Origin of the sequence: Pseudomonas sp. B21-036 (assembly GCF_024748925.1) — a bacterium.
GTDB lineage: Bacteria > Pseudomonadota > Gammaproteobacteria > Pseudomonadales > Pseudomonadaceae > Aquipseudomonas > Aquipseudomonas palmensis.
In genome coordinates this window covers 2,261,235-2,285,195 of record NZ_CP087178.1, presented here as the reverse complement: position 1 = coordinate 2,285,195, position 23,961 = coordinate 2,261,235, and the positions used below count along the sequence as shown (strand labels likewise).

General features: G+C 62.3%; 32 protein-coding genes, 2 tRNA genes and 3 pseudogenes. 20 read left to right on the top strand and 17 right to left on the bottom strand.

What is annotated here, in order from left to right; translation table 11 throughout:
- Positions 1-46 precede the first annotated feature (46 nt).
- Positions 47-244 (top strand): carbon storage regulator CsrA, encoded by a 198-nt coding sequence (gene csrA, locus LOY33_RS10190; protein ID WP_043861731.1) that lies wholly within the window; start codon positions 47-49, stop codon positions 242-244.
- 48 nt (positions 245-292) lie between these two features.
- Here csrA and LOY33_RS10185 read toward each other — a convergent pair whose 3' ends face one another.
- From LOY33_RS10185 to LOY33_RS10175, 3 genes are read right to left on the bottom strand one after another with little or no spacing between them, the layout of a single operon-like run.
- Positions 293-685: a response regulator gene (locus tag LOY33_RS10185; RefSeq protein ID WP_054914301.1), complete on the bottom strand. Its 393-nt coding sequence runs from the start codon at positions 683-685 to the stop codon at positions 293-295.
- 19 nt (positions 686-704) lie between these two features.
- Positions 705-2,150: an ATPase domain-containing protein gene (locus tag LOY33_RS10180; RefSeq protein WP_043861729.1), complete on the bottom strand. Its 1,446-nt coding sequence runs from the start codon at positions 2,148-2,150 to the stop codon at positions 705-707.
- Between the two features lie 4 nt (positions 2,151-2,154).
- Entirely contained in the window at positions 2,155-3,318 is a 1,164-nt protein-coding gene (locus LOY33_RS10175) for a nitrogen regulation protein NR(II) (protein WP_054914300.1), read from the bottom strand.
- Between the two features lie 269 nt (positions 3,319-3,587).
- Between LOY33_RS10175 and LOY33_RS10170 the strand changes: the two genes are divergently transcribed.
- The 9 genes from LOY33_RS10170 (at position 3,588) to LOY33_RS10130 (ending at position 9,934) form a co-directional block, all read left to right on the top strand.
- Complete coding sequence (locus tag LOY33_RS10170; RefSeq protein WP_043861727.1) at positions 3,588-3,782, top strand: hypothetical protein; 195 nt, start codon at positions 3,588-3,590, stop codon at positions 3,780-3,782.
- Positions 3,783-3,796: 14 nt separating this feature from the next.
- Entirely contained in the window at positions 3,797-4,501 is a 705-nt protein-coding gene (locus tag LOY33_RS10165) for a YoaK family protein (protein ID WP_043861726.1), read from the top strand.
- A 109-nt stretch (positions 4,502-4,610) separates the two neighbouring features.
- A tRNA-Leu gene (locus LOY33_RS10160) sits at positions 4,611-4,695 on the top strand.
- Between the two features lie 214 nt (positions 4,696-4,909).
- Positions 4,910-5,332, top strand: a complete 423-nt coding sequence (locus tag LOY33_RS10155; protein WP_043861725.1) for a nuclear transport factor 2 family protein — start codon at positions 4,910-4,912, stop codon at positions 5,330-5,332.
- The gene (locus tag LOY33_RS10150; RefSeq protein WP_100632526.1) at positions 5,329-6,093 is read left to right on the top strand and encodes an SDR family oxidoreductase; all 765 of its coding nucleotides are present in this window, start codon (positions 5,329-5,331) and stop codon (positions 6,091-6,093) included. Before LOY33_RS10155 ends, LOY33_RS10150 begins: the two co-directional genes overlap by 4 nt.
- Positions 6,090-7,337, top strand: coding sequence for an NAD(P)/FAD-dependent oxidoreductase (locus LOY33_RS10145; protein WP_258662547.1), 1,248 nt, complete (start codon positions 6,090-6,092; stop codon positions 7,335-7,337). Before LOY33_RS10150 ends, LOY33_RS10145 begins: the two co-directional genes overlap by 4 nt.
- Complete coding sequence (locus tag LOY33_RS10140) at positions 7,334-8,149, top strand: DUF1365 domain-containing protein (RefSeq protein WP_258662546.1); 816 nt, start codon at positions 7,334-7,336, stop codon at positions 8,147-8,149. Before LOY33_RS10145 ends, LOY33_RS10140 begins: the two co-directional genes overlap by 4 nt.
- A complete protein-coding gene (locus LOY33_RS10135) occupies positions 8,136-9,407 on the top strand; it encodes a cyclopropane-fatty-acyl-phospholipid synthase family protein (protein ID WP_258662545.1) in 1,272 nt (423 codons plus the stop codon). Before LOY33_RS10140 ends, LOY33_RS10135 begins: the two co-directional genes overlap by 14 nt.
- A 41-nt stretch (positions 9,408-9,448) precedes the next feature.
- Positions 9,449-9,934, top strand: coding sequence for a DUF2878 domain-containing protein (locus tag LOY33_RS10130; protein WP_258662544.1), 486 nt, complete (start codon positions 9,449-9,451; stop codon positions 9,932-9,934).
- Here the strand turns inward: LOY33_RS10130 and LOY33_RS10125 are convergent.
- The 3 genes from LOY33_RS10125 to LOY33_RS10115 form a co-directional block, all read right to left on the bottom strand.
- Positions 9,903-10,427 (bottom strand): DUF3833 domain-containing protein, encoded by a 525-nt coding sequence (locus LOY33_RS10125; protein ID WP_258662543.1) that lies wholly within the window; start codon positions 10,425-10,427, stop codon positions 9,903-9,905. The genes LOY33_RS10130 and LOY33_RS10125 overlap by 32 nt on opposite strands.
- Positions 10,424-10,957: a chalcone isomerase family protein gene (locus LOY33_RS10120; RefSeq protein ID WP_078481844.1), complete on the bottom strand. Its 534-nt coding sequence runs from the start codon at positions 10,955-10,957 to the stop codon at positions 10,424-10,426. The genes LOY33_RS10125 and LOY33_RS10120 overlap by 4 nt, the downstream gene beginning before the upstream one ends.
- A gap of 112 nt (positions 10,958-11,069) precedes the next feature.
- Positions 11,070-11,261 carry a hypothetical protein gene (locus LOY33_RS10115; RefSeq protein ID WP_043861717.1) on the bottom strand — a complete coding sequence of 64 codons (192 nt, stop codon included), beginning with the start codon at positions 11,259-11,261 and terminating at the stop codon, positions 11,070-11,072.
- Between the two features lie 168 nt (positions 11,262-11,429).
- Between LOY33_RS10115 and LOY33_RS10110 the strand changes: the two genes are divergently transcribed.
- On the top strand, positions 11,430-11,831 hold the full coding sequence (locus LOY33_RS10110) for a glycine zipper domain-containing protein (RefSeq protein WP_043861716.1): 402 nt from the start codon (positions 11,430-11,432) through the stop codon (positions 11,829-11,831).
- A 214-nt stretch (positions 11,832-12,045) separates the two neighbouring features.
- Complete coding sequence (locus tag LOY33_RS10105; RefSeq protein ID WP_258662542.1) at positions 12,046-12,609, top strand: hypothetical protein; 564 nt, start codon at positions 12,046-12,048, stop codon at positions 12,607-12,609.
- Between the two features lie 36 nt (positions 12,610-12,645).
- Here the strand turns inward: LOY33_RS10105 and LOY33_RS10100 are convergent, their stop codons facing one another.
- The 3 genes and pseudogenes from LOY33_RS10100 to LOY33_RS26040 form a co-directional block, all read right to left on the bottom strand.
- Positions 12,646-12,948, bottom strand: a complete 303-nt coding sequence (locus LOY33_RS10100; RefSeq protein WP_258662541.1) for a hypothetical protein — start codon at positions 12,946-12,948, stop codon at positions 12,646-12,648.
- A 78-nt stretch (positions 12,949-13,026) separates the two neighbouring features.
- Entirely contained in the window at positions 13,027-13,377 is a 351-nt protein-coding gene (locus LOY33_RS26045) for a CZB domain-containing protein (RefSeq protein WP_256213296.1), read from the bottom strand.
- A 45-nt stretch (positions 13,378-13,422) separates the two neighbouring features.
- A pseudogene (locus LOY33_RS26040) lies at positions 13,423-13,698 on the bottom strand (methyl-accepting chemotaxis protein); the annotation flags it as partial.
- 639 nt (positions 13,699-14,337) lie between these two features.
- Between LOY33_RS26040 and LOY33_RS10085 the strand changes: the two are divergent.
- Entirely contained in the window at positions 14,338-14,745 is a 408-nt protein-coding gene (locus tag LOY33_RS10085; RefSeq protein ID WP_078481846.1) for a hypothetical protein, read from the top strand.
- Between the two features lie 32 nt (positions 14,746-14,777).
- Here LOY33_RS10085 and LOY33_RS10080 read toward each other — a convergent pair whose 3' ends face one another.
- Complete coding sequence (locus LOY33_RS10080) at positions 14,778-15,200, bottom strand: hypothetical protein (RefSeq protein ID WP_116053622.1); 423 nt, start codon at positions 15,198-15,200, stop codon at positions 14,778-14,780.
- 130 nt (positions 15,201-15,330) lie between these two features.
- Here LOY33_RS10080 and LOY33_RS10075 point away from each other — a divergent pair, with 130 nt between their 5' ends.
- The 4 genes from LOY33_RS10075 to LOY33_RS10060 all read left to right on the top strand — a co-directional run bounded on the left by LOY33_RS10075 (position 15,331) and on the right by LOY33_RS10060 (position 16,906).
- Positions 15,331-15,765: a GNAT family N-acetyltransferase gene (locus LOY33_RS10075; RefSeq protein ID WP_258662540.1), complete on the top strand. Its 435-nt coding sequence runs from the start codon at positions 15,331-15,333 to the stop codon at positions 15,763-15,765.
- 46 nt (positions 15,766-15,811) lie between these two features.
- Positions 15,812-16,066 (top strand): helix-hairpin-helix domain-containing protein, encoded by a 255-nt coding sequence (locus LOY33_RS10070; RefSeq protein WP_236176147.1) that lies wholly within the window; start codon positions 15,812-15,814, stop codon positions 16,064-16,066.
- A gap of 155 nt (positions 16,067-16,221) precedes the next feature.
- Positions 16,222-16,554 carry a hypothetical protein gene (locus tag LOY33_RS10065; protein WP_043861710.1) on the top strand — a complete coding sequence of 111 codons (333 nt, stop codon included), beginning with the start codon at positions 16,222-16,224 and terminating at the stop codon, positions 16,552-16,554.
- 25 nt (positions 16,555-16,579) lie between these two features.
- A complete protein-coding gene (locus tag LOY33_RS10060) occupies positions 16,580-16,906 on the top strand; it encodes a DUF2388 domain-containing protein (RefSeq protein WP_043861709.1) in 327 nt (108 codons plus the stop codon).
- Positions 16,907-17,035: 129 nt separating this feature from the next.
- Here the strand turns inward: LOY33_RS10060 and LOY33_RS25920 are convergent.
- Positions 17,036-17,227, bottom strand: a pseudogene (locus LOY33_RS25920) (hypothetical protein); the annotation flags it as partial.
- Positions 17,228-17,397: 170 nt separating this feature from the next.
- On the opposite strand from LOY33_RS25920, the gene LOY33_RS10050 reads away from it, so the two are divergent.
- The gene (locus LOY33_RS10050; protein WP_229590221.1) at positions 17,398-18,546 is read left to right on the top strand and encodes a serine hydrolase domain-containing protein; all 1,149 of its coding nucleotides are present in this window, start codon (positions 17,398-17,400) and stop codon (positions 18,544-18,546) included.
- Positions 18,547-18,579: 33 nt separating this feature from the next.
- Here the strand turns inward: LOY33_RS10050 and LOY33_RS10045 are convergent, their stop codons facing one another.
- Entirely contained in the window at positions 18,580-18,876 is a 297-nt protein-coding gene (locus LOY33_RS10045; RefSeq protein ID WP_043861706.1) for a hypothetical protein, read from the bottom strand.
- Between the two features lie 235 nt (positions 18,877-19,111).
- Positions 19,112-19,531 carry a hypothetical protein gene (locus LOY33_RS10040; protein WP_143516626.1) on the bottom strand — a complete coding sequence of 140 codons (420 nt, stop codon included), beginning with the start codon at positions 19,529-19,531 and terminating at the stop codon, positions 19,112-19,114.
- 314 nt (positions 19,532-19,845) lie between these two features.
- Between LOY33_RS10040 and LOY33_RS10035 the strand changes: the two genes are divergently transcribed.
- Positions 19,846-20,331 carry a GNAT family N-acetyltransferase gene (locus LOY33_RS10035; RefSeq protein ID WP_309475766.1) on the top strand — a complete coding sequence of 162 codons (486 nt, stop codon included), beginning with the start codon at positions 19,846-19,848 and terminating at the stop codon, positions 20,329-20,331.
- A gap of 72 nt (positions 20,332-20,403) precedes the next feature.
- Here LOY33_RS10035 and LOY33_RS10030 read toward each other — a convergent pair whose 3' ends face one another.
- On the bottom strand, positions 20,404-20,871 hold the full coding sequence (locus LOY33_RS10030; protein WP_081315104.1) for an anti-virulence regulator CigR family protein: 468 nt from the start codon (positions 20,869-20,871) through the stop codon (positions 20,404-20,406).
- A gap of 103 nt (positions 20,872-20,974) precedes the next feature.
- Entirely contained in the window at positions 20,975-21,175 is a 201-nt protein-coding gene (locus LOY33_RS10025) for a hypothetical protein (protein WP_043861703.1), read from the bottom strand.
- 175 nt (positions 21,176-21,350) lie between these two features.
- On the opposite strand from LOY33_RS10025, the pseudogene LOY33_RS10020 reads away from it, so the two are divergent.
- A pseudogene (locus tag LOY33_RS10020) lies at positions 21,351-21,677 on the top strand (nucleoid-associated protein); the annotation flags it as partial.
- Between the two features lie 498 nt (positions 21,678-22,175).
- Here LOY33_RS10020 and LOY33_RS10015 read toward each other — a convergent pair.
- Positions 22,176-22,249: transfer RNA gene (locus tag LOY33_RS10015), tRNA-Cys, on the bottom strand.
- Positions 22,250-22,431: 182 nt separating this feature from the next.
- Positions 22,432-23,082, bottom strand: coding sequence for a methyl-accepting chemotaxis protein (locus tag LOY33_RS26035; RefSeq protein WP_370409201.1), 651 nt, complete (start codon positions 23,080-23,082; stop codon positions 22,432-22,434).
- Positions 23,083-23,961 lie beyond the last annotated feature (879 nt).

Sequence of the window (23,961 nt, the reverse complement as noted above, 5' to 3'; positions counted from 1 at the left end):
TGCAGCTACCGCCTGCAAGGCATTCAAAGTTACCAAGGAGAAGTACATGCTGATACTCACCCGCAAAGTTGGCGAAAGCATCGTCATCAATGATGACATCAAGGTCACCATTCTAGGGGTCAAGGGGATGCAAGTGAGGATCGGCATCGATGCACCCAAAGATGTCCAGGTGCACCGTGAAGAGATTTACAAGCGCATTCAAGCCGGCAGCCCGGCGCCGGAGAAGGGGGATGATCACCAGTAACCAGGGCTAATCGAGTCGCACGGATGCGCTTGGTCCCGGCAACACGGTTCACTGAAGCTCTGGCGTATCCCGCCCGGCCTCCGCCACACCGATGAATGCCCTGACCCTGGCCACCATGCTGGCAGTATCGAACGGCTTGTCGAACACTGCAGAAAACAGGTCAGGTATGGCTTTGCCGATACTTGCCTGGGCCCCGCTCATGAGAATGACCGGTAGGTCCGCAAACTGCGCATTGCTGCGAATCGCTTTGGCCAACTCCTCGCCATTCATTATCGGCATCATGTAGTCGGTGATGACCAGGTCGATTCGCACCTTCTCCAGCACGTCCAGGGCCGTCTTGCCATTGGGCGCCTTCTCGACCTTGTAGCCGGCGTCCTCCAGGGCATACCCCAGGATATCGGCGATCACATACTCGTCGTCCACGACCAGAATCGTGCTCATGGCTGCCAGCCCAGGGCTTTCATGCCCCTTGCGCCGATGAAGCGGTGCCCGACATCACCGCGCTCGCCTGAACGAACGCCTTGTCGAGCTCGATGCCTGTCGAACGGATGACCAGCTCCAGCAGGGCCGGATCGTATTCACTGTCGCGCACCTTGAGGATCGACAGCAAGCGTTTGAGCTCGGCGTCCAGCTCGACGAAACGCATCAGGAACAGGTTGTCGACGATCGACGACAGCTCCGACGCGGGTGCGTTGATTTCAGAGCCGAACAGGTCGCGCATCTCCCAGGTCGCCAACACCGTCACATCCTCGGCACGCAGCTCGCCCATCAGCGCACGGAAGAACTCGTTGAGCCTCCCCTGGTTGGTGGCGAGCCGGGCAAACGCACCCAGGCTGTCGATCAGCACCCGTTTGATGCGGTGCTTGCGTACATGGCTGAGCAAACGGGCACCCACGCCATCGAGCAACCCTTCGGTAGTGGGCTGCCAGGCCAGGTGCACCGCCCCGCTTTTCTCCAGTGCCGGCAGATCGATACCGATGGCCCTGGCCTTGATGCGCAAGCGCTGCGGGGTCTCGTAGAAGCCGAAATGCAGGCCCGGCTCGGCCACTGTGGCACCGGCCAGAAAACTCAGGCCCAGGGAGGTCTTGCCAATGCCCGACGGCCCCATCGCCAGCGAGACCGAAGCGCTGGGAAAGCCCCCGCCCAGCAAGCCATCGAGACTGGCCAGGCCCGTGCCGACGCGGGTCAACACCTCGCTGCCCGGGCTGGAGGGGTGGCTGTAGAGTGCTTCGAGGCGCGGATACACCTTCAGCCCCTGCTCGGTGATCTCGCATTCGTGCACCCCGGACAGCGCCCCGCTGCCGCGGGTCTTGCGCAACTGGATGCGTCGCACCGAACGTGCGCCGTACAGGTCCTCGCCCAGCTCGATGACGCCATCGACCATGGTGTGTTCCGGGCTGCCGTCATCCAGGCGCGAACTGGTAAGCAGCAGCAAGGTGCAGCCGGCAAACGCGGCATGGCCTTGCAGCTCTGAAATGAACTTCTTGGTGTCGAGCACGTTTTCGGCGCGTGAACGTGCATTGAGCAGGCCGTCGACAATCAGCAGGGAGGCGCCCTGGCGGCCGATTTCACCGCGCAGCAGCTTGACCACCGCCTCCAGCCCCTCGCTTTCGAGGGTATCGAAGGCACTGACGAACTGCAGCTGGTTGCCCACCAGCGCAGGGTCGAAAAAGCTCAGGGTGGACAGGTACTGGAACAGACGCTCATGGGACTCGCTCAGCAGCGTCGCCACCAGCACCCGCCCGCCCGTGGCCACATGGTTGAACGCCAACTGGTTGGCCAGGATGGTCTTGCCCGAGCCCGGGCGACCCTGGACGATATAGGACGAGCCGGCCACAAGGCCGCCCTTGAGCAGGTCGTCCAGACCTTCGATGCCTGTAGCAAGACGCTTGAGCTGCTCCACGATAGGTTCACTCGCTTTGAAGGTTGTCGGGCTGGGGTGGCTGCCATGCCGGCAGGCACAGGGTCATGCAGGTGCCGCGACCGCTTTCGCTCTCGACCCTGATGCAACCGTTGCTCTGCTTGGCAAAACCGTAGGCCTGGCTCAACCCCAGGCCGGTTCCCTTGCCAAAACTCTTGGTGGTGAAAAACGGTTCGAAGATGCGCGGCAACACCGCAGCATCGATACCACGTCCGGGGTCGCGCACGCTGATGAGCACATGATCGCCAACCAGCCCGTCCCACTCCCCCTGCAGCACCTGGTTGCGTGCAACCAGTTCGATGCGCCCCTCGGCATCCATGGCGTCACGGGCGTTGAAGATCAGGTTGAGCAGCACCATCTGCAACTGGCCGCTGTCCACCTCGATATCCGATACCTCGCCCTGGATATCCACCAGCAATTCGATGCCCTTGGGCAGCGCCTGGGACAGCAACGCCTGGCTCGCCCGGACCAACTGCGCCACATCGACCCGGCTTGTGCTTTGCACCTTGCGCCGGGCGAACCCGAGCAACTGCTGGGTCACCTGGCTGCCGCGTTCGCCGGCATCGACGATATGCTGCAACAGGCGCTCGGTACGCTGCGGGTCGCGAGAGGTCATGGCCAGCTTGGCCGAGCCGATGATGATCGTGAGCAGATTGTTGAAATCGTGGGCCATGCCCCCGGTAAGCTGGCCGAGGGCTTCCAGCTTCTGCGACTGGAACAGCTGCGCACGCATGGCGTCCAACTGTAATGCGGCTTCCCGACGATCGGTGATGTCGCGGGTGATTTTCGCCAGCCCGACCACCTCGCCCTGCTCGTCCCGAATCACATCCAGTGCCGCCAGGGCCCAGAACTGCGTGCCGTCCTTGCGCATGCGCCAGCCTTCGTCCTGTGCCCCGCCGGTGCTCAGCGCACGATTGAGCAACCAGCCAGGCCGGCCTTCGGCGCAATCCTGCGGTGTGAAGAACATCGAGAAGTGCCGACCGATGACCTCGTCGGCGTTGTAGCCCTTGATGCGCTGGGCCCCCAGGTTCCACGACACCACATGGCCCTCGAGGTCGAGCATATAGATGGCGTAGTCCGCAACGGTCTGCACCAACTGCTCATAGCGGCTGGCGTGCATGGTTTGAAGGTCAGAGCGCTGGGAAGAATCCATGGCAAACCCGCAGGCACCGCAGTGAGGACAATGAGAAGGTAGACAACCGGGTGCCTCTGCAATTCCGTAATTTCGAAACAGTCGTATCGACCTGCAGGACGTGAACGATAAATCACTGGCGGAACAGTGGCGCAGTGATTGCCCGGTGTCAACGGGTGCTCACCTATCCGGGCAGTGCCCGGGGAAATCGTTCCGGGCCGGGGGGCAACTTGTTATAGTCCACAGGTGCAAGCGCAACCGGGGGAAGGACGTTGACCACAGATGCAAGGATGAAAGGCATTCACGATGACCTGGAGCACACCGCCGCCGATCTGGAGCAGATCGCGCGCGAAATGGCCGGGCATGCGCGCTACCTGCAGCACTCGGCCCACCCCCAGGATGCCCTGGAAGTGCAGCGCAGCATCAATGGGCTGCAGGCATCGATCGACCAGTTGCGCAGCGTGGCCGACCGCATCGAACCCTAGCCCCGGAGACGCCCATGCTGCCAGAGCGCCCACAGGGCCAACGCGGGCCGCTGACTACCCTCGTCTACAAGCGCCGGGGCCGCGTCGGGTTGTTTTTCGTCGCCGCCCTGTCGGTGCTGGCGGGCATGACCGACGCCATCGGCTTTCTCGCCACCGGCGATTTCGTTTCATTCATGAGCGGCAACACCACGCGCATGGCCGTCGCCCTGGGCGATGCGCACTGGGCACTGGTGGCCCGCCTGGCCCTGCTGATCGGCGCCTTCATTGCCGGCAACGCGCTGGGGGTGATCATCGCCCGCCTGAGCGCCAAGCGCGCATGGCCGCTGCTCGCCCTGTCGGCGGCACTGCTGCTGGGGGCAGGCCTGTGGGGCGCGCAGGCGCAGTTGCCGGCGCTGCTGGGCGCGATCATCGCCATGGGCATGCTCAATGCGGCGGTCGAAGAGGTGAACGGGCTGCCCATCGGGCTGACCTATGTAACCGGCGCCCTGTCGCGTTTTGGCCGCGGCCTGGGCCGCTGGCTGATGGGGGAGCGGCGTCCGGGCTGGCGCGTGCAACTGGTGCCGTGGTCCGGCATGTTCGGCGGCGCAGTGCTGGGCGGGCTGCTGGAGCACCGCTACGGCCTGGCGGCGCTGATGGCCTGCGGTGGCTTCGCCCTGGCACTGGCCATCGTGTCACTGCTGATTCCGCGTCGCTGGCTGCGGCGTTACATGGCAAAGTAGCGGGTGCGCGAGTTGACTCGAATATAACGATGAGTTATAAAGCCGCCTTGATCCGGAAGGTAAAGTGTCGCACACACCCTGTGCCTGACCTTGCAGCCGGATGATCCGTGCGAGTGTGGTGGAATTGGTATACACAGCAGACTTAAAATCTGCCGGCGTGAGCCTTGCGGGTTCGAGTCCCGCCACTCGCACCATCTTCTGAAAAGCGCCCCTTGGGGCGCTTTTCTGCTTTCTGCGTCCTGCGTTCTCCCTCGCCTTGCCCCTGCCCCTGCCCCTGCGTCCATCTCCCTGCAGCAAAATCTGCAGGGATGAATTGACTTGTACAAATTTCCCTCTAACCTGCAAATATCTTGTACAAATAACAACACGTGTACAACTAAATGACCACAATGGTCATGGGTGCAGGCAATGTCCGAGTATCTCAAACGCTTTGCAGAGCGATTCTGCGCCATCGACGCGCACAACCTGGGTGTGCTGCGCGAGTTGTACAGCGACGATGTCCAGTTCCGTGACCCGCTGCATCAGATCCACGGCATGGCCGCGCTGCAGGATTATTTCGCTCAGCTGTACGCCAACGTCGATCAGGTGCGCTTCGAGTTCCACGGTTATGACCAGGTCGACGACGGGAAGGGCTACCTGCGCTGGACCCTGCACTACCGGCATGCGCGCCTGAACGGTGGGCGCCCGGTTCAGGTACAGGGTTGCTCGCACCTGATGTGGCGCGACAAGGTCTACCTGCACCATGACTACTTCGACGCCGGGGCGCTGCTGTACGAGCACCTGCCGGTGATGGGCAGCGTGATCGGCTGGCTCAAGCGGAGGCTGGCATGAGACGCATCTGGCTGACCGGCGCCAGCAGCGGCATTGGTGCGGCACTGGCCCCCCTGCTGCTGGCCCAGGGGCATCGCCTGGCGGTCAGCGCGCGCAATGCCCAGCCCTTGCAGGCATTGGCGCAGCGCTACCCCGACCAGGTACTGGTGGTACCGGGCGACCTTCGCGAGGGTGACCAGGTGCGCGCGATCGCCCAGCAGATCGCCCAGGCCTGGGGTGGCCTGGACCAGGTGATACTCAACGCCGGCACCTGCGAGTACCTGGACAGCGAAGCCTTCGAAGCCGCCATGGTCGAGCGCGTGGTGGCTTCCAACCTGTTCAGTGCCAGCCACTGCGTGGAGGCTGCCCTGCCCCTGCTGCGCCAGGGCCGACAGCCGCACCTGGTGGCCGTGGCCAGCGCCGTGACCTTTCTGGCGCTGCCCCGCGCCGGTGCCTATGGCGCCTCCAAGGCCGCGGTGCGCTACCTGTTCGAATCGCTGCGCATCGACCTGGCCCGCGAAGGCATTGCCGTGACGCTGGTCAGCCCGGGCTTCGTCGACACCCCGCTGACCCGGCGCAACGACTTCCCCATGCCGCTGTGCTGGCCCGCCGAAAAGGCCGCACGCCATATTGCCCGGCGCCTGCACAAGCGCCCGTACACCATTGCCTTTCCGCTCCTGTTCATCGCCGGCCTGCGCCTGGTCGCGCTGCTGCCGGTGAGCCTGCAACTGGCACTGGGCAAGCACCTGTCACGGCCACTGCGCCAGGAACCCCACCCATGAAGATAGCCATCATCGGCAGCGGTATCGCCGGGCTTACCTGCGCCCACCTGCTGCAGCGCCAGCACGCCATCACGCTGTACGAGTCCAGTGACCGGATTGGCGGGCACACCCATACCGTCGACGTGCAGCTTGGCGAGCGACACTACGCGGTGGATACCGGGTTCATCGTGTTCAACGACTGGACCTACCCCAACTTCATTCGCCTGCTCGATCAGCTGGGCATCGCCTCGCGCCCTACCGAAATGAGCTTTTCGGTCCACGACCCGCAGACCGCCCACGAGTACAACGGCAACACCCTAAACAGCCTCTTTGCGCAGCGCCGCAACCTGTTGTCGCCGCGCTTCTGGGGCATGCTCTACGACATCCTGCGCTTCAATCGCCAGGCCCTGAACGACCTGGAGCAGCAGCGAGTCAACAACACCCTTTCGCTGGGCGACTACCTGTACATGAACGGCTATGGCGAGCGCTTCATCGACCACTACATCGTGCCGATGGGAGCCGCCATCTGGTCGATGCCGCTGGCGCAGATGCTGGGCTTCCCGCTGCAGTTTTTCGTGCGCTTCTTCAAGCACCACGGGCTGCTGTCGGTCAACGACCGCCCGCAATGGCGGGTAGTGGAAGGTGGCTCGCGCAGTTACCTGGCCCCGCTGTGCGCACCGTTTGCCGAACGCATTCGCCTCAACTGCCCTGTACTGGGCGTGACCCGCGATGCCGACGGTGTCAGCCTGTTCAGCCGAGCAGGCATGGAGCGTTACGACAAGGTGGTGTTCGCCTGCCACAGCGACCAGGCGCTGCTGATGCTGCATGATCCCAGCCAGGCCGAGCGCGAGATTCTTGGCGCGCTGCGCTATGCCGACAACGACGTGGTCCTGCACACCGACACCCGCCTGCTGCCGCGTCGCCCCCTGGCCTGGGCCAGCTGGAACTACCGCCTCGGCGGCTCGCAGTCCCAGCCGGCCGCCGTCACCTACAACATGAACATTCTGCAGGGCATCGATGCCCCGCAGACCTTCTGCGTGAGCCTCAACCAGACCGGCGCCATCGACCCCGGCAAGGTCCTTGGCCGCTACACCTATGCCCACCCGCAGTTCAGCCTGGCCGGGGTACGGGCCCAGGCGCGTCACGCCGAACTGTGCGGTGCCCGACACAGCTACTACTGCGGCGCGTACTGGGGCAACGGCTTTCATGAAGACGGCGTGGTCAGCGCGCTGCGCGTGGCCGCCGAATTTGGTGAGCAGTTGTGAACAGCGCGCTCTACCAGGGCTGGGTCAGCCACCGCCGCCCCGCCAGGGGGGATTTCGGCTTTGCCTACCGCATCGGCCTGCTGTACCTGGACCTGGACGAGCAGGCGCAGCTGCCAGCGCTGTCGAGGCTGGCCGGCGGGGGCCGGTGGAGCGCCTTTGCCTTCGACGAGCGGGACTATCTGCCAGCCGCCACTCACCAGGGCACGCCCCTCAAGAGCGCCGTGCTGGACCTGCTCGAACAGGTGCTGCACCACCGCCCCCAAGGGCCGGTGTGCGTACTGACCCAACCCCGCAGCTGGGGCCTGGCCTTCAACCCGGTGAGCTTTTTCTACTGCTTTGAAGGTGACGGGCGTCTGGCTGCGATTCTCTGCGAGGTCACCAACACGCCCTGGCGCGAACGCTTTCACTACGTGTTGCCCGCCGACGGCCCGGGGCCGTGGAACTTCAGCGTGGCCAAGGCGTTTCATGTGTCGCCGTTCCTGCCCGCCGACCTGGAATACCGCATGCACTTCTGCACACCTGCAGCGCGTATCCGTGTGCGCATGGAGGACTGGCAGGCACACACCCGGGTGTTCAGCGCCGTGCTGAACCTGGCGCGCATCGACCTGAACCGACGCAGCCTGCACCGGCACCTGCTGAGCTTCCCGTGGATGACCGCCAAGACCCTGCTGGCCATCCATTGGCAGGCCTTGCGCCTGCTGCTCAAGCGTCATCGCCTGTTCGACCACTTCGCCGCCCGGGGCACCTGGCGGCGAGCCAAACCGATCAATGCACCCGACAGCGCAAAGGACACCCCCCATGAAAAGCCCTGAGGCAATCCCGGCAAAACGCTTCGCGTCCGCCGGCAACGGCATCGGCGTGATGCTGCTGCGGCGCGCTGTGCTGCGCCAGCTCGAACGCCTGCGCCACGGCGCACTGGTGGTCATCGAAGCCAATGTGGTGCACCACTTCGGCGACGCCGGCGCGAACCTGCAAGGGCATGTCCAGGTAGTGGACGACGCGCTATGGGGCCTGGTGGCCAGCAACGGCTCGATTGGCGCAGGCGAAGCCTACGTCCACGGCTACTGGACCAGCCCGGACCTCACCGCCGTGGTCCGCGTGCTGGTGGCGAACCTGGAGGTACTCGACGGCCTGGAAGGCGGGCTGGCACGCCTGGGGCGCCCGCTGCTGCATGGCCTGCACTGGCTCAACCGCAATACCCGGCGCGGCGCCAGACGCAACATCGCCGCCCATTACGACCTGGGCAACGAACTGTTCGAGCGCCTGCTGGACCCGAGCATGATGTACTCGGCGGCCATGTTTCAGGGGGCCGACGATACCCTGGAACAGGCCCAGCACTACAAGTTGCAGCGCATCTGCCAGAAACTCGCCCTCACCCGCGACGATCACCTGCTGGAGATCGGCACCGGCTGGGGCGGCCTGGCCATTTACGCGGCACGCCACCACGGCTGCCGGGTAACCACCACCACGGTGTCGGCCGAACAGTTCGCCTATGCCCGTCGGCGCATCGACGAAGCCGGCCTGCAGGACCGCATCACCCTGCTGCTGGAGGATTACCGCGACCTGCAGGGCCAGTACGACAAGCTGGTTTCCATCGAGATGATCGAAGCTGTCGGCCATCGCTACCTCAGCAGCTACTTCAGGCAATGCGCGCGGCTGCTCAAGCCCGATGGCCTGATGCTGCTGCAGAGCATCACCATCCGCGAACAGCGCTACGAACAGGCGTGCCGCTCGGTCGACTTCATCCAGCGCTACATCTTTCCGGGCGGCGCCCTGCCTTCGGTGGGGGTGATGCTGCAGGTGATGGGCCGCGACACCGATCTGAACCTGCACCACATGGAAGAATTCGGCCTGCACTATGCGCGCACCCTGCGCTGCTGGCACCAGAACCTGCAGCAGGCGCGCCAGCCGTTGCAGGCGTTGGGTTATGACGACACGTTCTACCGCTTGTGGGAGTTCTACCTGTGCTACTGCGAGGGGGGCTTTCTGGAGCGTGCCATCGGCACCGCCCAGCTGTTGCTGGCCAAGGCCGGCGCACGGCCCGCACCGCTGCTGGGGCAACCAGGCTGAACCGGCGGACAGCGCATTGGGCAGCGGTGCTGGGCAATGCGTTGCTGTTTCAGCTTGGCTGGTTCGCCTGCGTGCTGGGTGCTCGCCACCCCGCCTTGCTGGCAGTGGCAGTGGCCTGCCTGGTGACGCACCTGAGCTGCCTGGCCAAGCCCGGCGAGGTGCGCCCGATCGTCGCCGTCAGCCTGTGCGGCTGGCTGACCGACAGCCTGCTGCTGGCGCTCGGGGTGTTCGAGTTTGGCGGTCATCGCTGGCTGCCGCCGTTCTGGCTGCTGTTGCTGTGGCCGGTGTTCGCCTGCACCTTGCGCCACAGCCTGCACTGGACCGCCAACCCCTGGTGGCGGGCCAGCCTGCTGGGCGCGGTGGGCGGCCCGTTGTCCTACTGGGGCGGTGTGCAGCTTGCCGGTGCCAGGCTGCCATTGGGCACCTGGCCGAGCCTGCTGGTGCTTGCCGCCGTGTGGGCCTTGCTGCTGCCGGTACTGCACCGTCTCGGCCGGCCTACTGCACCTGCTTGCGAAAGAACAAGGTGACCTGCCCGACTTCGATGCCGAACTTGGTCATGTAGGAGCGGTTGGCCAGGGTGTTATCGTCCAGCAGGTACATCCAGTCGTCGAAGCGGATGGCCCAGGTCTTGCCGTCCACCGGTACGTCGAGCAAGTACTGCCAGCGCAAGGCGAAACCGGCGTTCTGCCCGCGCGCCTCTTCCACCACATCCCCGGCCGTGCCGCGCCAACGTCCCGGGCCGTCCGGGCGAATGGTCCAGGTGCGTTGCTGCCGGGTGCCGTCGCTGTAGGTGAAATGCTCGTTCAGCACCACGTTATCGCCTTCGCTGCGCCCTTCGATCAGCACGTGAAAACGCTTGATGACCTCGCCGGAACGCTTCTGCACGATGCCCCAGCCGTCGACGCGGCCGTTGAAGTACTGGCGCAGGTCGAACGCCGGTGACTGGTTGCGGTAGGCCTCGACATCGACATTGCCGCAGCCGGCCAATAGCAGGAACACCAACAGGTACCAGGCTTTCATGGGGAGGCTCCAAGGAGTTGCCGACGCAAGTCGGGGTAGCGGCTGCGAGGGTCCAGCCAGATGGCGAAGAACGCACGGGCGAATGCCTGGTCACGCACTTCGTGCTGCAGGCGCTCCCCCACATAGAAGCGACAGCCAAGCCCGGGAACGTACACGCCCGTGATGCGCATACCCGCCTCTACATCCACGAACGCCTGCTGCATCTGCGCCTGCCACTGGTCCCGTTGCGCTGCCGTCAGCGGGGTGGCAGACAGACGCTGGATCTCCTCGAGGCTGACCTTGACCAACCGCTCGCGACTGACCGCGCGCCGGTAGGTGATCTCGAGGGCGAAGCCATCGCCCTCATTCAAGCGTGCACCGGGGGCCCACAATCGCGCCGTATAGATATCCAGGCCCCAGGTCCTGAATTCAGCACTGCCTACCAGAAGCGCATCCGGCAGGTCGGCCCGCCACCCCGCCTGGGCGTAACCGCAGGCCAGCACACCGATCAGCAACAGCAGCCTGCACAGCGCGATGGGTGGTGGTCGCATGCGGTACTCCCTGGCAGCCCCTTGGGCGGGGGTTGCGGCGATACTTGCACATGGAAAATTTTCTGTACAAGTTAATTGCCGTATCTGTACACGCTAGCACAGCCTGCAGAAGTCACTGCTTGACGAACACTACCCACGACGGCGAGGAGTCGATGATCTGCTCCTTGAACTCGATCTGGACCTGCCCTGCCCCGAACAGGCTGATGTCCTTCAGGCCCAGGCCACCCTGAACCACCACCCGTGCATCCTGCGGAAGCCGCGACAAGGCTGCCACCAGCTCGCCAACGGTCTTGTACTGCGCCATATCAACCTCACTGTGCAAAAGCCAATCGGCCATCTTCGCCGAGGCCCGCGAAGCCTCGCAAGGGCGCACCACGTTTTTAAATGGCGCGACGGGAAACCAAACCTTCAGCGCGCGGTCTGAACAGCACCAAAAAATCATCTTGCAGATCAAGTACCTGAGGTTCACATCATGCGTTTCACCCTGCCTACCCTCGCCCTGGGTATCCTGCTGCCCCTGACTGCCGTTGCCGGCGACGGCACCACCGCCATCGGTGGCGGGCTGGGCGGCGCACTGGGCAATGTGGTTGGCCAGCAGATCGGCGGCAGCACCGGCGCCGCCATCGGTGCCGGGCTGGGTGGCGCTGCAGGTAGCGCGGCCGGTGCGCGCAAGGGCAACCGCACCCAGGCCGCCGTGGGCGGTGGCCTGGGGTCGGCTGGCGGCTCACTGATCGGCAATGCGCTGGGCGGCTCCACCGGTTCGACCGTCGGCGCCGGCCTGGGCGGCGCGGCCGGGGGCGCGGTGGGCAATCATCTGGCAGATGACAACAGGCACAGCGCCAGCAAGCACAAGCGCAAGCACCGCCACCGTTAAGTCGCCTGCCACTACGCAAACGTCCGGCCATGTGCCGGACGTTTGCGTTCAAGCCTTGTGCAAATCACGATTTTCTTTTGAATCAGAAACACTTTTGAGAAAAATCCTACATAAAGCGAATCGGCTTTCTGTTTGACTGAGTGCAATACGCCGCCAAATAGGCGTGGTTTTTTCGCGTGCATCACGCGGCACCGTCTGATCAAAAGATTTCGACTTGAACGCTCATCTGCTGACCATCACCTTGGGGCTGCTCCTGGCACCTGCCACTTGGGCCGACTACTGGCCGGGAAACGCCAAAATCTGGAAGTTCGAACCCGACAACTTTGCTGGCATCAAGCTCAATGGCAACAACCTTGCCGAATTCGCACCCTGTTCCGCCGACGCTACGCATATCCCTCCCGAGGTGATGTGCCTGGAGCAGACGTCGATGAGTGATTACTACCAGGTCAGGGGCGCTCCCTACATCGGACTTGGCGCGGACTACCAGCTGGGCATGAAGCTCAACGCAGGGCAGTTGGAGTACCTGTCTATATCGGGCAGCGCGGAAGGCTTCAACGAGGTGCAACAGTTGCTCGTGTCCAAATATGGCCAACCGAATCGGCGCGAGAACCAGAACCTGGAGATGCGCTCAGGGCTTCTGTTCAACAACGACATTCTTATCTGGGACGGCAAGCACGTAGCCATTACGCTGCAGCGCGATGCTGAAGACTACCGACGCTACTCGGCGAGGTTCAGCAACCTCGACAGCCACCCGGAGCTGGTGGAAAACCCGCGATAAAACCTTGCCAGCACGTGCCGACGCAGCCAACCAACGTCAAAGCAGCAAAAGGCCGTACCACAGCGCAAACAGCGCCATTGCAATGCCTTGCACCACAAGCAACACCCGAGCACCATCAGGCCGGAACGCCAACAGCCAATAGGCAAACACCAGTGGCAGGCACAGCAGGTTGGTCAGTGCCAGCGCGAAAATCGCCAGCACCGGGCCCAGCGAGGGGAACATGCTGGCCGGGCTCAACAGGCAGTACAGGGAAGCACAGAGACCAACCGCCGCAATGATGACTGCACAGACAACGCAGAAACGACGTGCGACGTCGCGCTCATCCAGCTCCCCCACCATGCAGCACTCCCTTTACCCGATCCGATCGCACGGATCCTACCACTCTTGCTCCCTCGCGCCTGTGCCTGCAACTGTCGATCAGTCGCCGCGATGGGCGAGCGCCTGCAGCACCTGGTTCACCTTGAGGCTGGCGGTCTCCATGCTGTCCAGCGAGGCCACCACCGCGCTCCAGTCCTTGTGCTGCGCCTGGTGCAGCGCATGGCTGGCCGATTCGTGGCAGATACGGTGGGGGTCGTCGAGCTGGGCGAATGCCCGGTCGTGCTGGTAGATCTGCTGGGTTTCCGGCATCAGGTACCACTTGCCCAGGCGGCAATGCTTGTGGTCCGACAGCTCAAGGTTCGGGTCCTGATTGAACAGGCGCAGGTACACCATCAGCTTGAACAACAGGTGGTCGAGCTTGACCGCCTCGCAGAACGAACTGAGGGCCATGTTCTCGATCAGGGTGGTCATGTGGTCCCCCATCACCACCATTTCGTCCAGGGTCTGCGCCGAGGTCGACACGTCGCCAGCCAGGCGCGTGGCTTCATTGGAGAGGTTGCCGATCGAGTTGCTCGCCGCCGTGGTATCGACATTGATGGCGTCCACCAGCACGCTGATGTCCTGGGTGGCCTGGTGGGTGCGCTGGGCCAGGGCCCGTACCTCGTCGGCCACCACCGCAAACCCGCGCCCCTGCTCACCGGCCCGCGCCGCCTCGATGGCGGCGTTGAGTGCCAGCAGGTTGGTCTGGTCTGAAATGGCCTTGATCAAGCCCACGATGCTGCTGATTTCGCTGACCCGCGCCTGCAGGTGGGTCACGCTCTCGACACTGCTCACGCCTTGACCGGCCATGTGCGTGAGCGAGGTGGAGAACGACGAAAGCAGTTCGGACGTCTCGCTGAACACGCCGCTGTTGGCCTTGAGGTGGTCGACCTCCCCGCGCAGGGTTTCGGCCTGGCTGACCACCCCATCACGGGTCTGCTTCATCGACTCGTCGAACATACCCATCTTGCTGTGCAGATCACATTGGTAACGGCTGTAGGCATTGAGCTCGGCCTGCTCACCCTGGGTTTGCGCCAGCAAATCGGTCAGTTGCTGGTTTTCCTGCTGGAGCGCCAGATTCTGCTGCTTCAGCTCCTGCAACTCACGCGCCTGTGCGTTGACCTGTTCTCGCCACTTTCTACCAAACATTGCCACAACTCCCCGGCACGCAACGCCTATCGATATGTGCCTCGATTTTAAAGGCGCAGCAGGGAGGCAACATTGACATCAATCAGCCATCATGCATGAATTGGCCCCTTGCGCACTGCCGCAGAGCGTCTACATCGCGTTTTTCGCGCCCTTGAAAATGCCCATGGCCATGGCACAGTGCGTGGGCTGCAGTGTTTTCTCTTCGTTGTCGCAGGTAGCTGTATGGACAAACTCACCACCTTTCGAATGGGCCTCACCCTGGCTGCCGTACTGGGCCTGATGCCCCTGACGCTGCTGTTCATTGCCGGGTGCATCGGTTTTTTCTTCCCGATGTTGGTCATCAGTGAGCAACCGCTGTTCGCGATACCCATAGCCATGGGCCTGATGTCGATTTCGTTGTTCGGCCTCTGGTCGTGCTGGAAGATCTACCTGCTGGCGATGGCTGAAATACCCGTGGTACCCAACCGTCGCCTGCTGATCTGCGGGGTGGCAGTCACACTGATATGGGGCGGCGTGCTGGCCGGCTTCACTCACAAGTTCCCGCAGCTCGTGTATATCTTCATGATGCCCGGCCTGCTGTCGGCCGCCCTGTTGTGGCATACACTGCGGCGGGAACGGCAGGCGGGGTGACGCGCCCCTTCATCCCCCCCTTGGTCAACGGCTTAGCGCTGGTCAGCCCCCAGCGACCTATCGGGCCCGCGCCGCTCGAGGGCGACCGCAAGCCCCGCCAGCAAAATGGCCAGCGCGTAGGCAAAAAGACCAAGGTTGACGCCCAGGATCATCTTCTCCGAACCGTCGGTGAGTACCATCGAGCCGCCGTAGCCATCGCGCAGCCAGTACGCCATCAGGAACCCGCCTGTGACGAACAGGGTCAGCAGGCTCGCCAGCCTCAGGTTATCGCGCCCCCACACCAGCCAGACGCTGTACGCACCAATGGCGGTATTGGTGAAGAGCTGCCAGGTTTCATGCAGGCGCGCGTGTGGCTCCCAGGCCTGATTGAAGACGTGGGTATCATTGATTTCGAGGATCGGTACCACGACGGCGTAAAACACGATACCAACGGTGACCATCAACTTCGCTATCATCGCAAACTTCCTTGTTCAGACCATGACGGGACTATTCGGCACTGTAGCGCCAAGTTGCGTATATCGCGACTTTTATGGATTCAGTGTCCCTGAAGTACACTTCGCGGCATCAAACCGACAAGGCGAGACCATGAGCCTATCCATCAGGCAGGCCCTGACAGAGGACATCCACCACCTGACAGGCATTGACGCTGTTGCACGCAACGATGAACGCCGCCGCGAGCAGCTTGCGCAGGCCATCCGCGCACGTGAGTGCTGGATTGCCTGCAAAGCGAACGACGCCGCCACCCCCTTGGGTTATGGTTGCCTGGACCGAAGCTTTTTCGGTGAGTACTTCATTCCCCTGGTGGTCGTTTCAGATGCATCCAGGCGCACCGGTGTCGGCCGCCAGCTGATGACACACCTGGAGCGAGTCGCCTCGGCGCAGAAGGTTTTCACATCCACCAACACCTCCAACCTGCCGATGCGCCAACTCCTGGCACAGCTGGGCTATCAACACAGCGGGACAATCGAAAACCTCGACCCGGGCGACCCGGAACTGGTGTTCGTGAAGTTCATGCGTTGAGCGGGCTTGTCGCCAGGCTTCGACAGAACAGAAAAGGATTTCATCGATGGCATTTTCCCCGACAGAACGTACTGCCCTGCTGGCGCTCAAGGGCGTAGGCCCCACCGTTATCACCCGGCTCGAGCAGATGGGTATCGATTCCCTGGCCGAGCTGGGCAAATCGGATGTCACTGACATCCTTGCCCAGGCATCTGCCGCATTGGGCTCGACCTGCTGGAAGAACAGCCCCCAGGCCAGGGCCGCCATTACCGCAGCCGTGGACCTGGCCAGAGGGCTGGCCGATGGTGAGCCCGCGCGCTAGTTCACTCCCTATCGATGGCGGCACCGCCCCGGCGCAGCACTGACATCGCCCGGGCGAGTTCTTCAAAACGAGACTCAGTGCAGGGTAATGAAAACCCTCACCCTGTAGTCTGCAGCGCTAACACAACAATGATGCAACTACCAGGACCCGTGACCATGAAGTGCAAGTACCTGTTGCCCCTGGTGCTGCTGGCCGGCTGCACCACCCAGCCCAATCATCAGCCCAATCATCAAGGCATCGACTGGGGCCAGGGCACTTGCCCGGCCCCAGACCCGCAGAGCATCTCGCCCAACCACCAACTGGTGATCGAAGATGGCAAGACGCTCAAGTGCCAACTGCGCCCCTACGTGTCGAACATGGCATGCCAGGGCATCGTCGACAGCCAGAATGAAGGCGTCATCTGCCAGGACAACGTGGGCAACCAGATCATCTTTCTGTTCGACGACAAGGGCGTGCTGAGCCTGCATCGAAGCCTGAGATCACGCTAAGCCACCCGGTGCAATGGAACCGCAAATGACCGTATGGAACGCCCTGGGCGCCGCCCTGCTTGTCCTGGCCAGCAGCCACGCTGCGGCTGCCGAAAACGCCAATCCGTTCGACAAGGCGCTGATGTACACCACGTTCGTGCCGAGCATCCTGGTGGCGGGCACCACCGCGCTGACCTTCAATGCGCCCGATCTGTTCAAGTCGGCCAGAAGCGATGCGCTGGCCTTTGTTGGCTCGGATGGCCAGATACGCGGCGCACAGTTCGAGCAGGCGTCTCGGCATTATCGTGCGACCGCCCGGCCACCTTTGATGACAGATCGGCAGCTGGCTCAGGCGATCACCGCCACCTACTGACCAGGCGAGGGTTCAGGCACCGGACTCAGGATCGCTCGCAGGCACGTCGCGCGTCTCCTTTCTCTCATCGCCCTGCTCGCGCAATGGCGAGCCCGCATGCGGGTGGTCGTCGCGACTGTGGTTTCCTGCCTCGGGATGCTCGCTCAGTACCGAGTTGCCGGCCTCCACATCGGTCATGTCTTCTTCGACCGCCGCTTCGTCGTCAGGCGGCAGTGGCACCTCTGGCGCCTCGCGCCTTGGATCGTGACCGGTTTCGTTGTCGGTGGTGCGCGTAACGCCCTGCTGTGACCTGTTGCCAGGTGCGTTCTCGTCGATGTCCATGGTGCTTCTCCAGGCTGCTGCACGGGATGCCCGCGCATAAGCGTGAGAAGCCTCGCAGGGTGTGGGAGTGCCGGGCATTGGACGAACGGTGCGCACAAGCGCAGGGCACCGGCACCCCCACCGCGCAGTACGGGCTAGAGTTCAGCGCTCGATCGAATGGAGTCAATGAGATGCAGGTACAAGGACGATGTGACGCTGCTTTTGAACCGGTCCGCCAGGCCTTCGCCGCCATCCTGGAAGAGCCCCACGAGCGCGGTGGCGGTGTCTGCATACAGGTCGGCGGCAAGACCGTCGTAGACATCTGGGGCGGCGTGAAGGATGCGCACGGCCATGCCCCCTGGCAGCGCGATACCCTGGTCAACGCCTATTGCACCATCAAGCCGATCACCGCTGTGGCGGTACTCATGCTGGTGGAACGGGGCCGACTGGGTCTGGATGATCCCGTGGCCAAACACTGGCCTGAATTCGCTCGACACGGCAAAGAACGAATCACCCTTCGCCAGGTGTTGAGCCATACCAGCGGCTTGCCTGCGCTGCGCCTGCCGGATCGCACGCCCCACATGTACGACTGGAACCACATGGCCCAGGTGACAGCAGACGAACAGCCGTGGTGGTCGCCAGGCACACAGGTGGGGTACGGCGCGACCACCTATGGCTGGATCATCGGTGAGCTGATCCGCCGCGTGGACGGTCGCGACGCCGGGGTTTTCATACACCAGGAGATCCTCGAACCCCATGCGCTGGATGTGTTCCTGGGCGTGCCTGCCGATCAGTTCAAGCGTATCGCTCACTTCGAGCATGCGCCCGGCCGAGTGGGTGACCGGTTCGCACAGGACCTGCGCAGCCTCATCCTCAATGAGCCTGCGCATGTGGCGACCCTGGCATTCACCAACCCCAGCCTTTCACCCACCCGTACGGGTAATCCGCGCTGGTGGGGCTACCACCAGCCGGGCGTCTGCAGCCATGGCAACGCCCATGGCCTGGCGGGCTTCTACAGTGCCCTGCTGCAAGGCAAGTTGTTGGGGCCACAACTGTTGAAGGCGTTCGGCACAGAGCAAAGTGCAGGGTTCGACCAGACCCTGCGGCGCCCCATGCGCTATGGCCTGGGTTGCATGATGGAACATGCCGCCGACCCTGACGCGTCCTATTGCATGGGGCCGCAGGCATTCGGTCATGTTGGGCTAGGCGGGCCGGTGGCGTTCGCAGACCCAGACCGGGAGATGAGCTTTGGTTTCGTGACCACCACCATGGGCAGCCATGTGCTGATGGACCCTCGCGCCAGAACGCTTGCGGCACTTGCCTTCGCAGCGGTTGAGTGACGCATCGTGCCAGCGCTTACCGGGCGCTGGCGTTCAGTCCTGATCGGCCAGTTCGCAGACGCCATTCGCACGATTCTTGCCGGTGTACGACACATCCGGCGAGCCGTCGGGCCTGATGGTGAGCGACACGGTTATCCCGCTGCCCTTGGCTTCGAAATAGTTGTCGTTGAATTTCTTCAACGTGGCCTCTTTGCCATTGATATAGATCGGCCCGCCTTCATCGGCGTGAACCTCGATGTTGCCTGGGCAGGTGGCGTTAAGCAGCGGGATGTCCGCATGGGCAATGCCGGCAGCGCTCACCAGCAAGGCGCCCAACAGTAGCTGTTTCATCGAATTGTCTCCTGAGTCGGCCAGGTGCCGAAACATCAGCAATAGCTCACTTCAACGGTGCACGCCACCCTGGTGCAGGGGCGGATGAATCGAATGCGCTACCACAGCGATGGATTCAAGATGAAAAGAGCCCCTCTCGGTCAACCAGCAAAGTGGCTGCAAGCAAAATGCCACCAAGTGCAAGAATGTTCGGAGCTGTTTTAAAATGCGCACTTTGTCATTTCAAAGGAATGAACTAGTGGTAAGTCACAATGCCGTCGCGTGCCCACACTGTCACGGGCAAAATGTTCAACTGCTGTCCGTTATCCATGCCGCAGGCACCTCCCGCATCAAAACCACTCATCAAGTGCAATCCGGAGTAGGGCCAAGTGTTACGGTCGAGACGACGGGTAAACATCAGACTGACCTGGCCGCCAGCGTCTCTCCCCCACCAGGCAAACGCTTGCTGGGGCCCGTCATACTTACGATCGTGGGCTCCATCATCCTGTATGACGGCCTTAAACTCATGAACACCTGGTGGGGAGTCGATTGGACCAGGTTCTTCATTGGCGTTGCGTTCATTGCAATCGGCGTGATCGGTTTTGTTCGTCATTGGCGGTTCAACGTCGCGCAATACGACAAGTTGGAAGTCTGGCGCCGTAGTTGGCTGTGTCATGCTTGCGGCACCCGATTTGAGCCCTCATAACGTGTGAGGTCACTGTCCCGACGCGTACTTGAGCCCGTCTAGCGCGGGCTTTTTTTGAGCCATTTTTCTGCATGAGCATAATTTAAGGGCCGCCAGCTTCTGGTTGTACTCGTCGAGGCTCATGCCGCAGGCGCTGTCACCGTACTGGTTGGCCAGGTTCAGCTTTTGCTGGTTGATCCGGTCGGCGATGGTGGCGGCATCGGTCTGCTCATCACGCCCCTGGACATTGAAATAATGGTGGGTTGCCGGTATTGGTGAACATCAAGTCATCCGCAAGGCAAATCATGCAGCTAACGTTCCGACATCTCAGCGATGTTTCAACCGATGACATCATGGCGCTTAACAACAATCCAGATGTCTTACGCCAGATGCCCTTGGGCCGCCCCGACTTTGACGAAAAAAAATGCAAGGCATGGGTCGCCCAAAAAGAGGCCCAATGGGTCCTTAACGGATATGGGCCCTGGGCCTTCTTCGTCGAGAATGAATTTGCCGGTTGGGGTGGGCTACAGAAAGAGGGCGACGACGCCGATCTTGCCTTGGTGCTCCATCCACACTACTGGGGATTGGGAAAGGTAATTTTCAATGAAATCGTACGGCGCGCTGTTCAGGAGTTGAGGCTGGAGTCGATTACCCTACTGCTTCCACCAACCAGAGTTCGAATCAAAGGTGTACTGCGCCTAGGGTTTCGCCCTGACGGAGAAGTTGATATCGACGGTACGTACTTCAGGCGCTATCGGCTCCTTGTCGGTCCAAGCGCACAGCCCCCGTAACCCTCCAACTCGCATGCAGAGGAGCAAGCGCGCCGCCTGAAAAGCCTGATGCGAGCTTCTAATAGATCGAGCTTAATCCAGCACTCCATTTATCACTTCGTAGATGATGCCAGTGGCAATAGCAACGAGAATCAAGTCTGTGCCAGCTTGTTGCCACTCATAGCCATCGTAGCGCGGTAGATGGCCGATAAGTCTTGCGTCGAGCTTTTTCGCGATGCCAGGAGGGAGCGGTTTTCCTCGTGCCAAGTTCTTCTGGATGCCAGGCGGTAGTGCTGGACTTGGGGCCCAATAATTGCGGTAACTGTTCAGTACATTCAGGACGCTGCCACGATCAATGTTCGGGCCGTGGTCCCAGTCATTTTGACCTGAACGCGTTCCCTTCGCCCCGCTCCCCTGGTTGCCGTGGCCTTGAGCATTGTGGGCGTTACCCTTTCCGTTGCCTTGCCCTTTTCCATTACCGGGGTCAGCGCATGCGCCGACCGAGCCTGTAACTAAAACAAGGCTTGATAGCACTGAGATCAACGTTTTCGATTTGAGCATGGCCGTACTCTCAGAAAGGGGATAGCCTCTCCAATGTAGACGACGCTGTATGAAAAGGTTCATTCACCACCATGCCGCATCCGGCCACGGAGGGCCACCAGAGTCACCATCTGCCTGCCAGGTAGAACATGCCTCCTGCAAACACAGTCAAGATGATGCCGTCCAGTACATCGCCAAATGCGGCGTTATCTGAGCGCCATGCTTCGAGCTGTGCGGCCAGAAAGAAGACCGCGATGAACAAGACGACGCCCGCGATGCGCCGCTGAACCTTGAACCTGGCTTTGTCGGTTCCGAACCACAGCATTCACGCCTCCTTCAGTAATCCATCCATAACCGCACGATAACTTGCGTAGGCGCTCAGGTCACAAAGGGCGGCGCATGCCGCCGCGAAGCATTACGTCTTGCCCCACCTGAATGCGCTCCCGCATTGACCCTGTTCCGACCGGTTGATGTTGATATTTGGGCCTCACTACACGGTGCAGGTGCTCGATGAAGATCGACCCGCGACCTTCGCCGAATTTATCAAGGCCGGGGACTACGGCCTGATGGAAAGCTTCACTGCGCACAAGCGCACCCTGAACCAGTTCAGGCGCTACACCGGTCGAGCAGAGGGTTTGTCGATCAGCTTCGAGCCTCACTTGCTCGGCTCCAAGATTGAGTTCGACCAGGACAGCAGCAGCCTGACTATCCGCAACCTGCCAACGCAACTTACTGATCAACTGAAGCGCCGCGCGGCCTGCCCCTTCGGCGCCGCCCGCCAGTGCCTCAGCGCTTGTCATGGAGCTCGGGAGGCCAAGCGCTCATGAACCACATCATTCCGGGAATCATCACGTAGATCCAGTGCTTGCCAGGGTAAACGCAGATGCCGACAGTCCAGATGACGAGCAACGTACCGCCCGCTCGCCGACGCCGCCGCGGCGTGAACCATTCCTGAAATACCTTATGCTTTTCCCGCAGTTTCACTACCACTCTCCCTGTTTGGTAAGCGGCGAAGCATAACACCAGCAGCGCTGCCCGCCAGCGCCTTCCCCCCATACGAAAACGCCGCCTGATGAGGCGGCGCTGACTGTAACGGACGTTACTAGGTCTTTGGCTCTGACTTTTTGTACGAGCCACCAGTCATGCACTTCTCGACCAGGGAAAGAGGAAATCACCAAGCGTGTTTATCGCCGAGTCGGCGAAGTGGTCAGCCCGACCAAGTAGAGGGCTGATGCGGAAACGATGCCTCAAGATGCGGAAACGATCAGGTTTTCTATCGCCCAAATAAAAACCCCGCAGACGTTAATCTGCGGGGCTTTCAATAATGGAGGCCGAGGTCGGAATCGAACCGGCGTAGACGGATTTGCAATCCGGAGCATAACCACTTTGCTACTCGGCCTCAAATGACTGAACCCTCTGAAGCAGCTCAATCACGTACAAACTGTAGAGATTTGCATCTCATTGAAAACGTTGAGATTTTTATTTCTCGTCGCTTTCGATGGACGCCATTATGTCCGCATTCGGGAGGGCCTGCAACCCCCTGATTTAAAAAAGATTTGGGGTGGGTTTTCGCCAACGGGATCATGCGGCGGCAGGCTCTCCTGCCCCGCGGCTGACTTCGAACACGCCCACCAGCTTCTGCAGCTTGTTCGCATTCAAGCGCACCGTCTCGGCACTGGTGTGCAGCACTGTCACGGTCTGGCGCATTTCCAGTGACGCCTGATCGACCTCCTTGATGGTGCGCCCGTATTCAAGGCTGCGCTGGTTGAGCTGCTGGATGATGCCGAACATGTTCTCCACGGCCCGGTGCAATTGCACGTTCTCGGACGAGGCCTGCTCGGCCAGGCGCAGGCTGTCATCCACGTCCTGCACGCCGCTCTGCATGAAGCCCACGGCCTGCTGCGTCTCGCTGTGCAAACCGTCGACCATCGTACGGATATCGTCGGCCGCCCGTGCCGTGCGCGCCGCCAGGCTGCGCACCTCGTCGGCCACCACCGCAAAGCCGCGACCATGCTCGCCGGCACGCGCCGCCTCGATGGCGGCATTGAGCGCCAGCAGGTTGGTCTGGCTGGTGATGTCGCTGATCAGCCCGGTGATGTTGCCGATCTCGGCCATGCGGCTGTCCAGCAACCTGACACTGGACGATGAGCGCTGCACCACATCGCGAATCGACTGGGTGCCCGCCTGCACGGTCAGGAACTGCTCCCGCGCCCGGCTGACCACCTCGTCCATGGCCTGCTTCATCTGCTCGGCGCCGGCCGAGGCCTGCTGGATCTCGCCCAGTTGCTCCTCCACGATCACCATCATGCGGTGCACGGCATCGGCCACCTCCTCGGAGGTGAGGCTGGCGGCCTGGCTGCGCCCCAGCATCATCTGGTTGGTGGTGCCCACGCTGTGGCTGGCCTTGATCACCTGCCCCACCACCGCGTCCAGATGGTCGATGAAGCTGTTGATCCAGCGCCCCATGTCGCCGGTCTCGTCATTGGCCATGCGCGTGGTGTCCAGGCGCTGGCGCAGGTTGCCCTCGCCTTCGGCGATGGCCCTGATCACGCCGGTCATCTCGCTCAGGCGCGCGGCGAGGCGCCGCGGCCCCAGCACGCTGAACACCAGCGCGGCCAGCAGCAGGCTCACGCCCTCGCACGCATCGATCAGGCCCTGGTCGAGGCCGCTGTAGTGCTGTACCAGGTAGTTGCTGACGAACAGGCCGAGCATCGTCGCCAGGTACGGCTTCATCAGGCCGTAGCTCAGCGAGCGCCGCCGGTACACCTCCTCCAGGTCGGCTTCGCACATCATGCCCCAGCGGTCCGGCGAGCCGGGCAACTGAAAGGTCACGCCCTTGCCCACCACGGGAATGTGGCGGTAGTCCGAATAGCCGGGGTAGCTCACGAACAGGTTGGCGCCGGTGCGGATGGTTTCGCGCACGCCGGGGTGCAATTGCCCGGTGGCCGGGTCGGTGAAGCGCAGCTCAAGCTCGGTGTGGCGCTGCACCTGCACGGTTTTCCACGGGGTGTGCACGCCGCTCTTGAGGTTCTCGCTGTGGCTGAAGGTGCCGTCCTCGAAGCGCGAGCGCGACAAGGCCACCCCCGGCTGCAGGCCGGGGTCGAAACGCGA

Excerpts from the sequence above, each read along its gene's own strand:
- LOY33_RS10025 (WP_043861703.1), bottom strand. The coding sequence starts at position 21,175 with ATGCTGTGGTTCGGAACCGACAAAGCCAGGTTCAAGGTTCAGCGGCGC.
- LOY33_RS10040 (WP_143516626.1), bottom strand. The coding sequence starts at position 19,531 with ATGACACAGCCAACTACGGCGCCAGACTTCCAACTTGTCGTATTGCGC.
- LOY33_RS10030 (WP_081315104.1), bottom strand. The coding sequence starts at position 20,871 with ATGCTCAAATCGAAAACGTTGATCTCAGTGCTATCAAGCCTTGTTTTA.
- LOY33_RS10050 (WP_229590221.1), top strand. The coding sequence starts at position 17,398 with ATGCAGGTACAAGGACGATGTGACGCTGCTTTTGAACCGGTCCGCCAG.
- LOY33_RS10075 (WP_258662540.1), top strand. The coding sequence starts at position 15,331 with ATGAGCCTATCCATCAGGCAGGCCCTGACAGAGGACATCCACCACCTG.
- LOY33_RS10065 (WP_043861710.1), top strand. The coding sequence starts at position 16,222 with ATGAAGTGCAAGTACCTGTTGCCCCTGGTGCTGCTGGCCGGCTGCACC.
- csrA (WP_043861731.1), top strand. The coding sequence starts at position 47 with ATGCTGATACTCACCCGCAAAGTTGGCGAAAGCATCGTCATCAATGAT.
- LOY33_RS10070 (WP_236176147.1), top strand. The coding sequence starts at position 15,812 with ATGGCATTTTCCCCGACAGAACGTACTGCCCTGCTGGCGCTCAAGGGC.
- LOY33_RS10165 (WP_043861726.1), top strand. The coding sequence starts at position 3,797 with ATGCTGCCAGAGCGCCCACAGGGCCAACGCGGGCCGCTGACTACCCTC.
- LOY33_RS10060 (WP_043861709.1), top strand. The coding sequence starts at position 16,580 with ATGACCGTATGGAACGCCCTGGGCGCCGCCCTGCTTGTCCTGGCCAGC.
- LOY33_RS10035 (WP_309475766.1), top strand. The coding sequence starts at position 19,846 with ATGCAGCTAACGTTCCGACATCTCAGCGATGTTTCAACCGATGACATC.
- LOY33_RS10085 (WP_078481846.1), top strand. The coding sequence starts at position 14,338 with ATGGACAAACTCACCACCTTTCGAATGGGCCTCACCCTGGCTGCCGTA.
- LOY33_RS10125 (WP_258662543.1), bottom strand. The coding sequence starts at position 10,427 with ATGAAAGCCTGGTACCTGTTGGTGTTCCTGCTATTGGCCGGCTGCGGC.
- LOY33_RS10120 (WP_078481844.1), bottom strand. The coding sequence starts at position 10,957 with ATGCGACCACCACCCATCGCGCTGTGCAGGCTGCTGTTGCTGATCGGT.
- LOY33_RS26035 (WP_370409201.1), bottom strand. The coding sequence starts at position 23,082 with ATGGACGAGGTGGTCAGCCGGGCGCGGGAGCAGTTCCTGACCGTGCAG.
- LOY33_RS10115 (WP_043861717.1), bottom strand. The coding sequence starts at position 11,261 with ATGGCGCAGTACAAGACCGTTGGCGAGCTGGTGGCAGCCTTGTCGCGG.
- LOY33_RS10175 (WP_054914300.1), bottom strand. The coding sequence starts at position 3,318 with ATGGATTCTTCCCAGCGCTCTGACCTTCAAACCATGCACGCCAGCCGC.
- LOY33_RS10100 (WP_258662541.1), bottom strand. The coding sequence starts at position 12,948 with ATGGTGGGGGAGCTGGATGAGCGCGACGTCGCACGTCGTTTCTGCGTT.
- LOY33_RS10150 (WP_100632526.1), top strand. The coding sequence starts at position 5,329 with ATGAGACGCATCTGGCTGACCGGCGCCAGCAGCGGCATTGGTGCGGCA.
- LOY33_RS10155 (WP_043861725.1), top strand. The coding sequence starts at position 4,910 with ATGTCCGAGTATCTCAAACGCTTTGCAGAGCGATTCTGCGCCATCGAC.
- LOY33_RS10080 (WP_116053622.1), bottom strand. The coding sequence starts at position 15,200 with ATGATAGCGAAGTTGATGGTCACCGTTGGTATCGTGTTTTACGCCGTC.
- LOY33_RS26045 (WP_256213296.1), bottom strand. The coding sequence starts at position 13,377 with ATGGCCCTCAGTTCGTTCTGCGAGGCGGTCAAGCTCGACCACCTGTTG.
- LOY33_RS10145 (WP_258662547.1), top strand. The coding sequence starts at position 6,090 with ATGAAGATAGCCATCATCGGCAGCGGTATCGCCGGGCTTACCTGCGCC.
- LOY33_RS10135 (WP_258662545.1), top strand. The coding sequence starts at position 8,136 with ATGAAAAGCCCTGAGGCAATCCCGGCAAAACGCTTCGCGTCCGCCGGC.
- LOY33_RS10045 (WP_043861706.1), bottom strand. The coding sequence starts at position 18,876 with ATGAAACAGCTACTGTTGGGCGCCTTGCTGGTGAGCGCTGCCGGCATT.
- LOY33_RS10170 (WP_043861727.1), top strand. The coding sequence starts at position 3,588 with ATGAAAGGCATTCACGATGACCTGGAGCACACCGCCGCCGATCTGGAG.
- LOY33_RS10110 (WP_043861716.1), top strand. The coding sequence starts at position 11,430 with ATGCGTTTCACCCTGCCTACCCTCGCCCTGGGTATCCTGCTGCCCCTG.
- LOY33_RS10185 (WP_054914301.1), bottom strand. The coding sequence starts at position 685 with ATGAGCACGATTCTGGTCGTGGACGACGAGTATGTGATCGCCGATATC.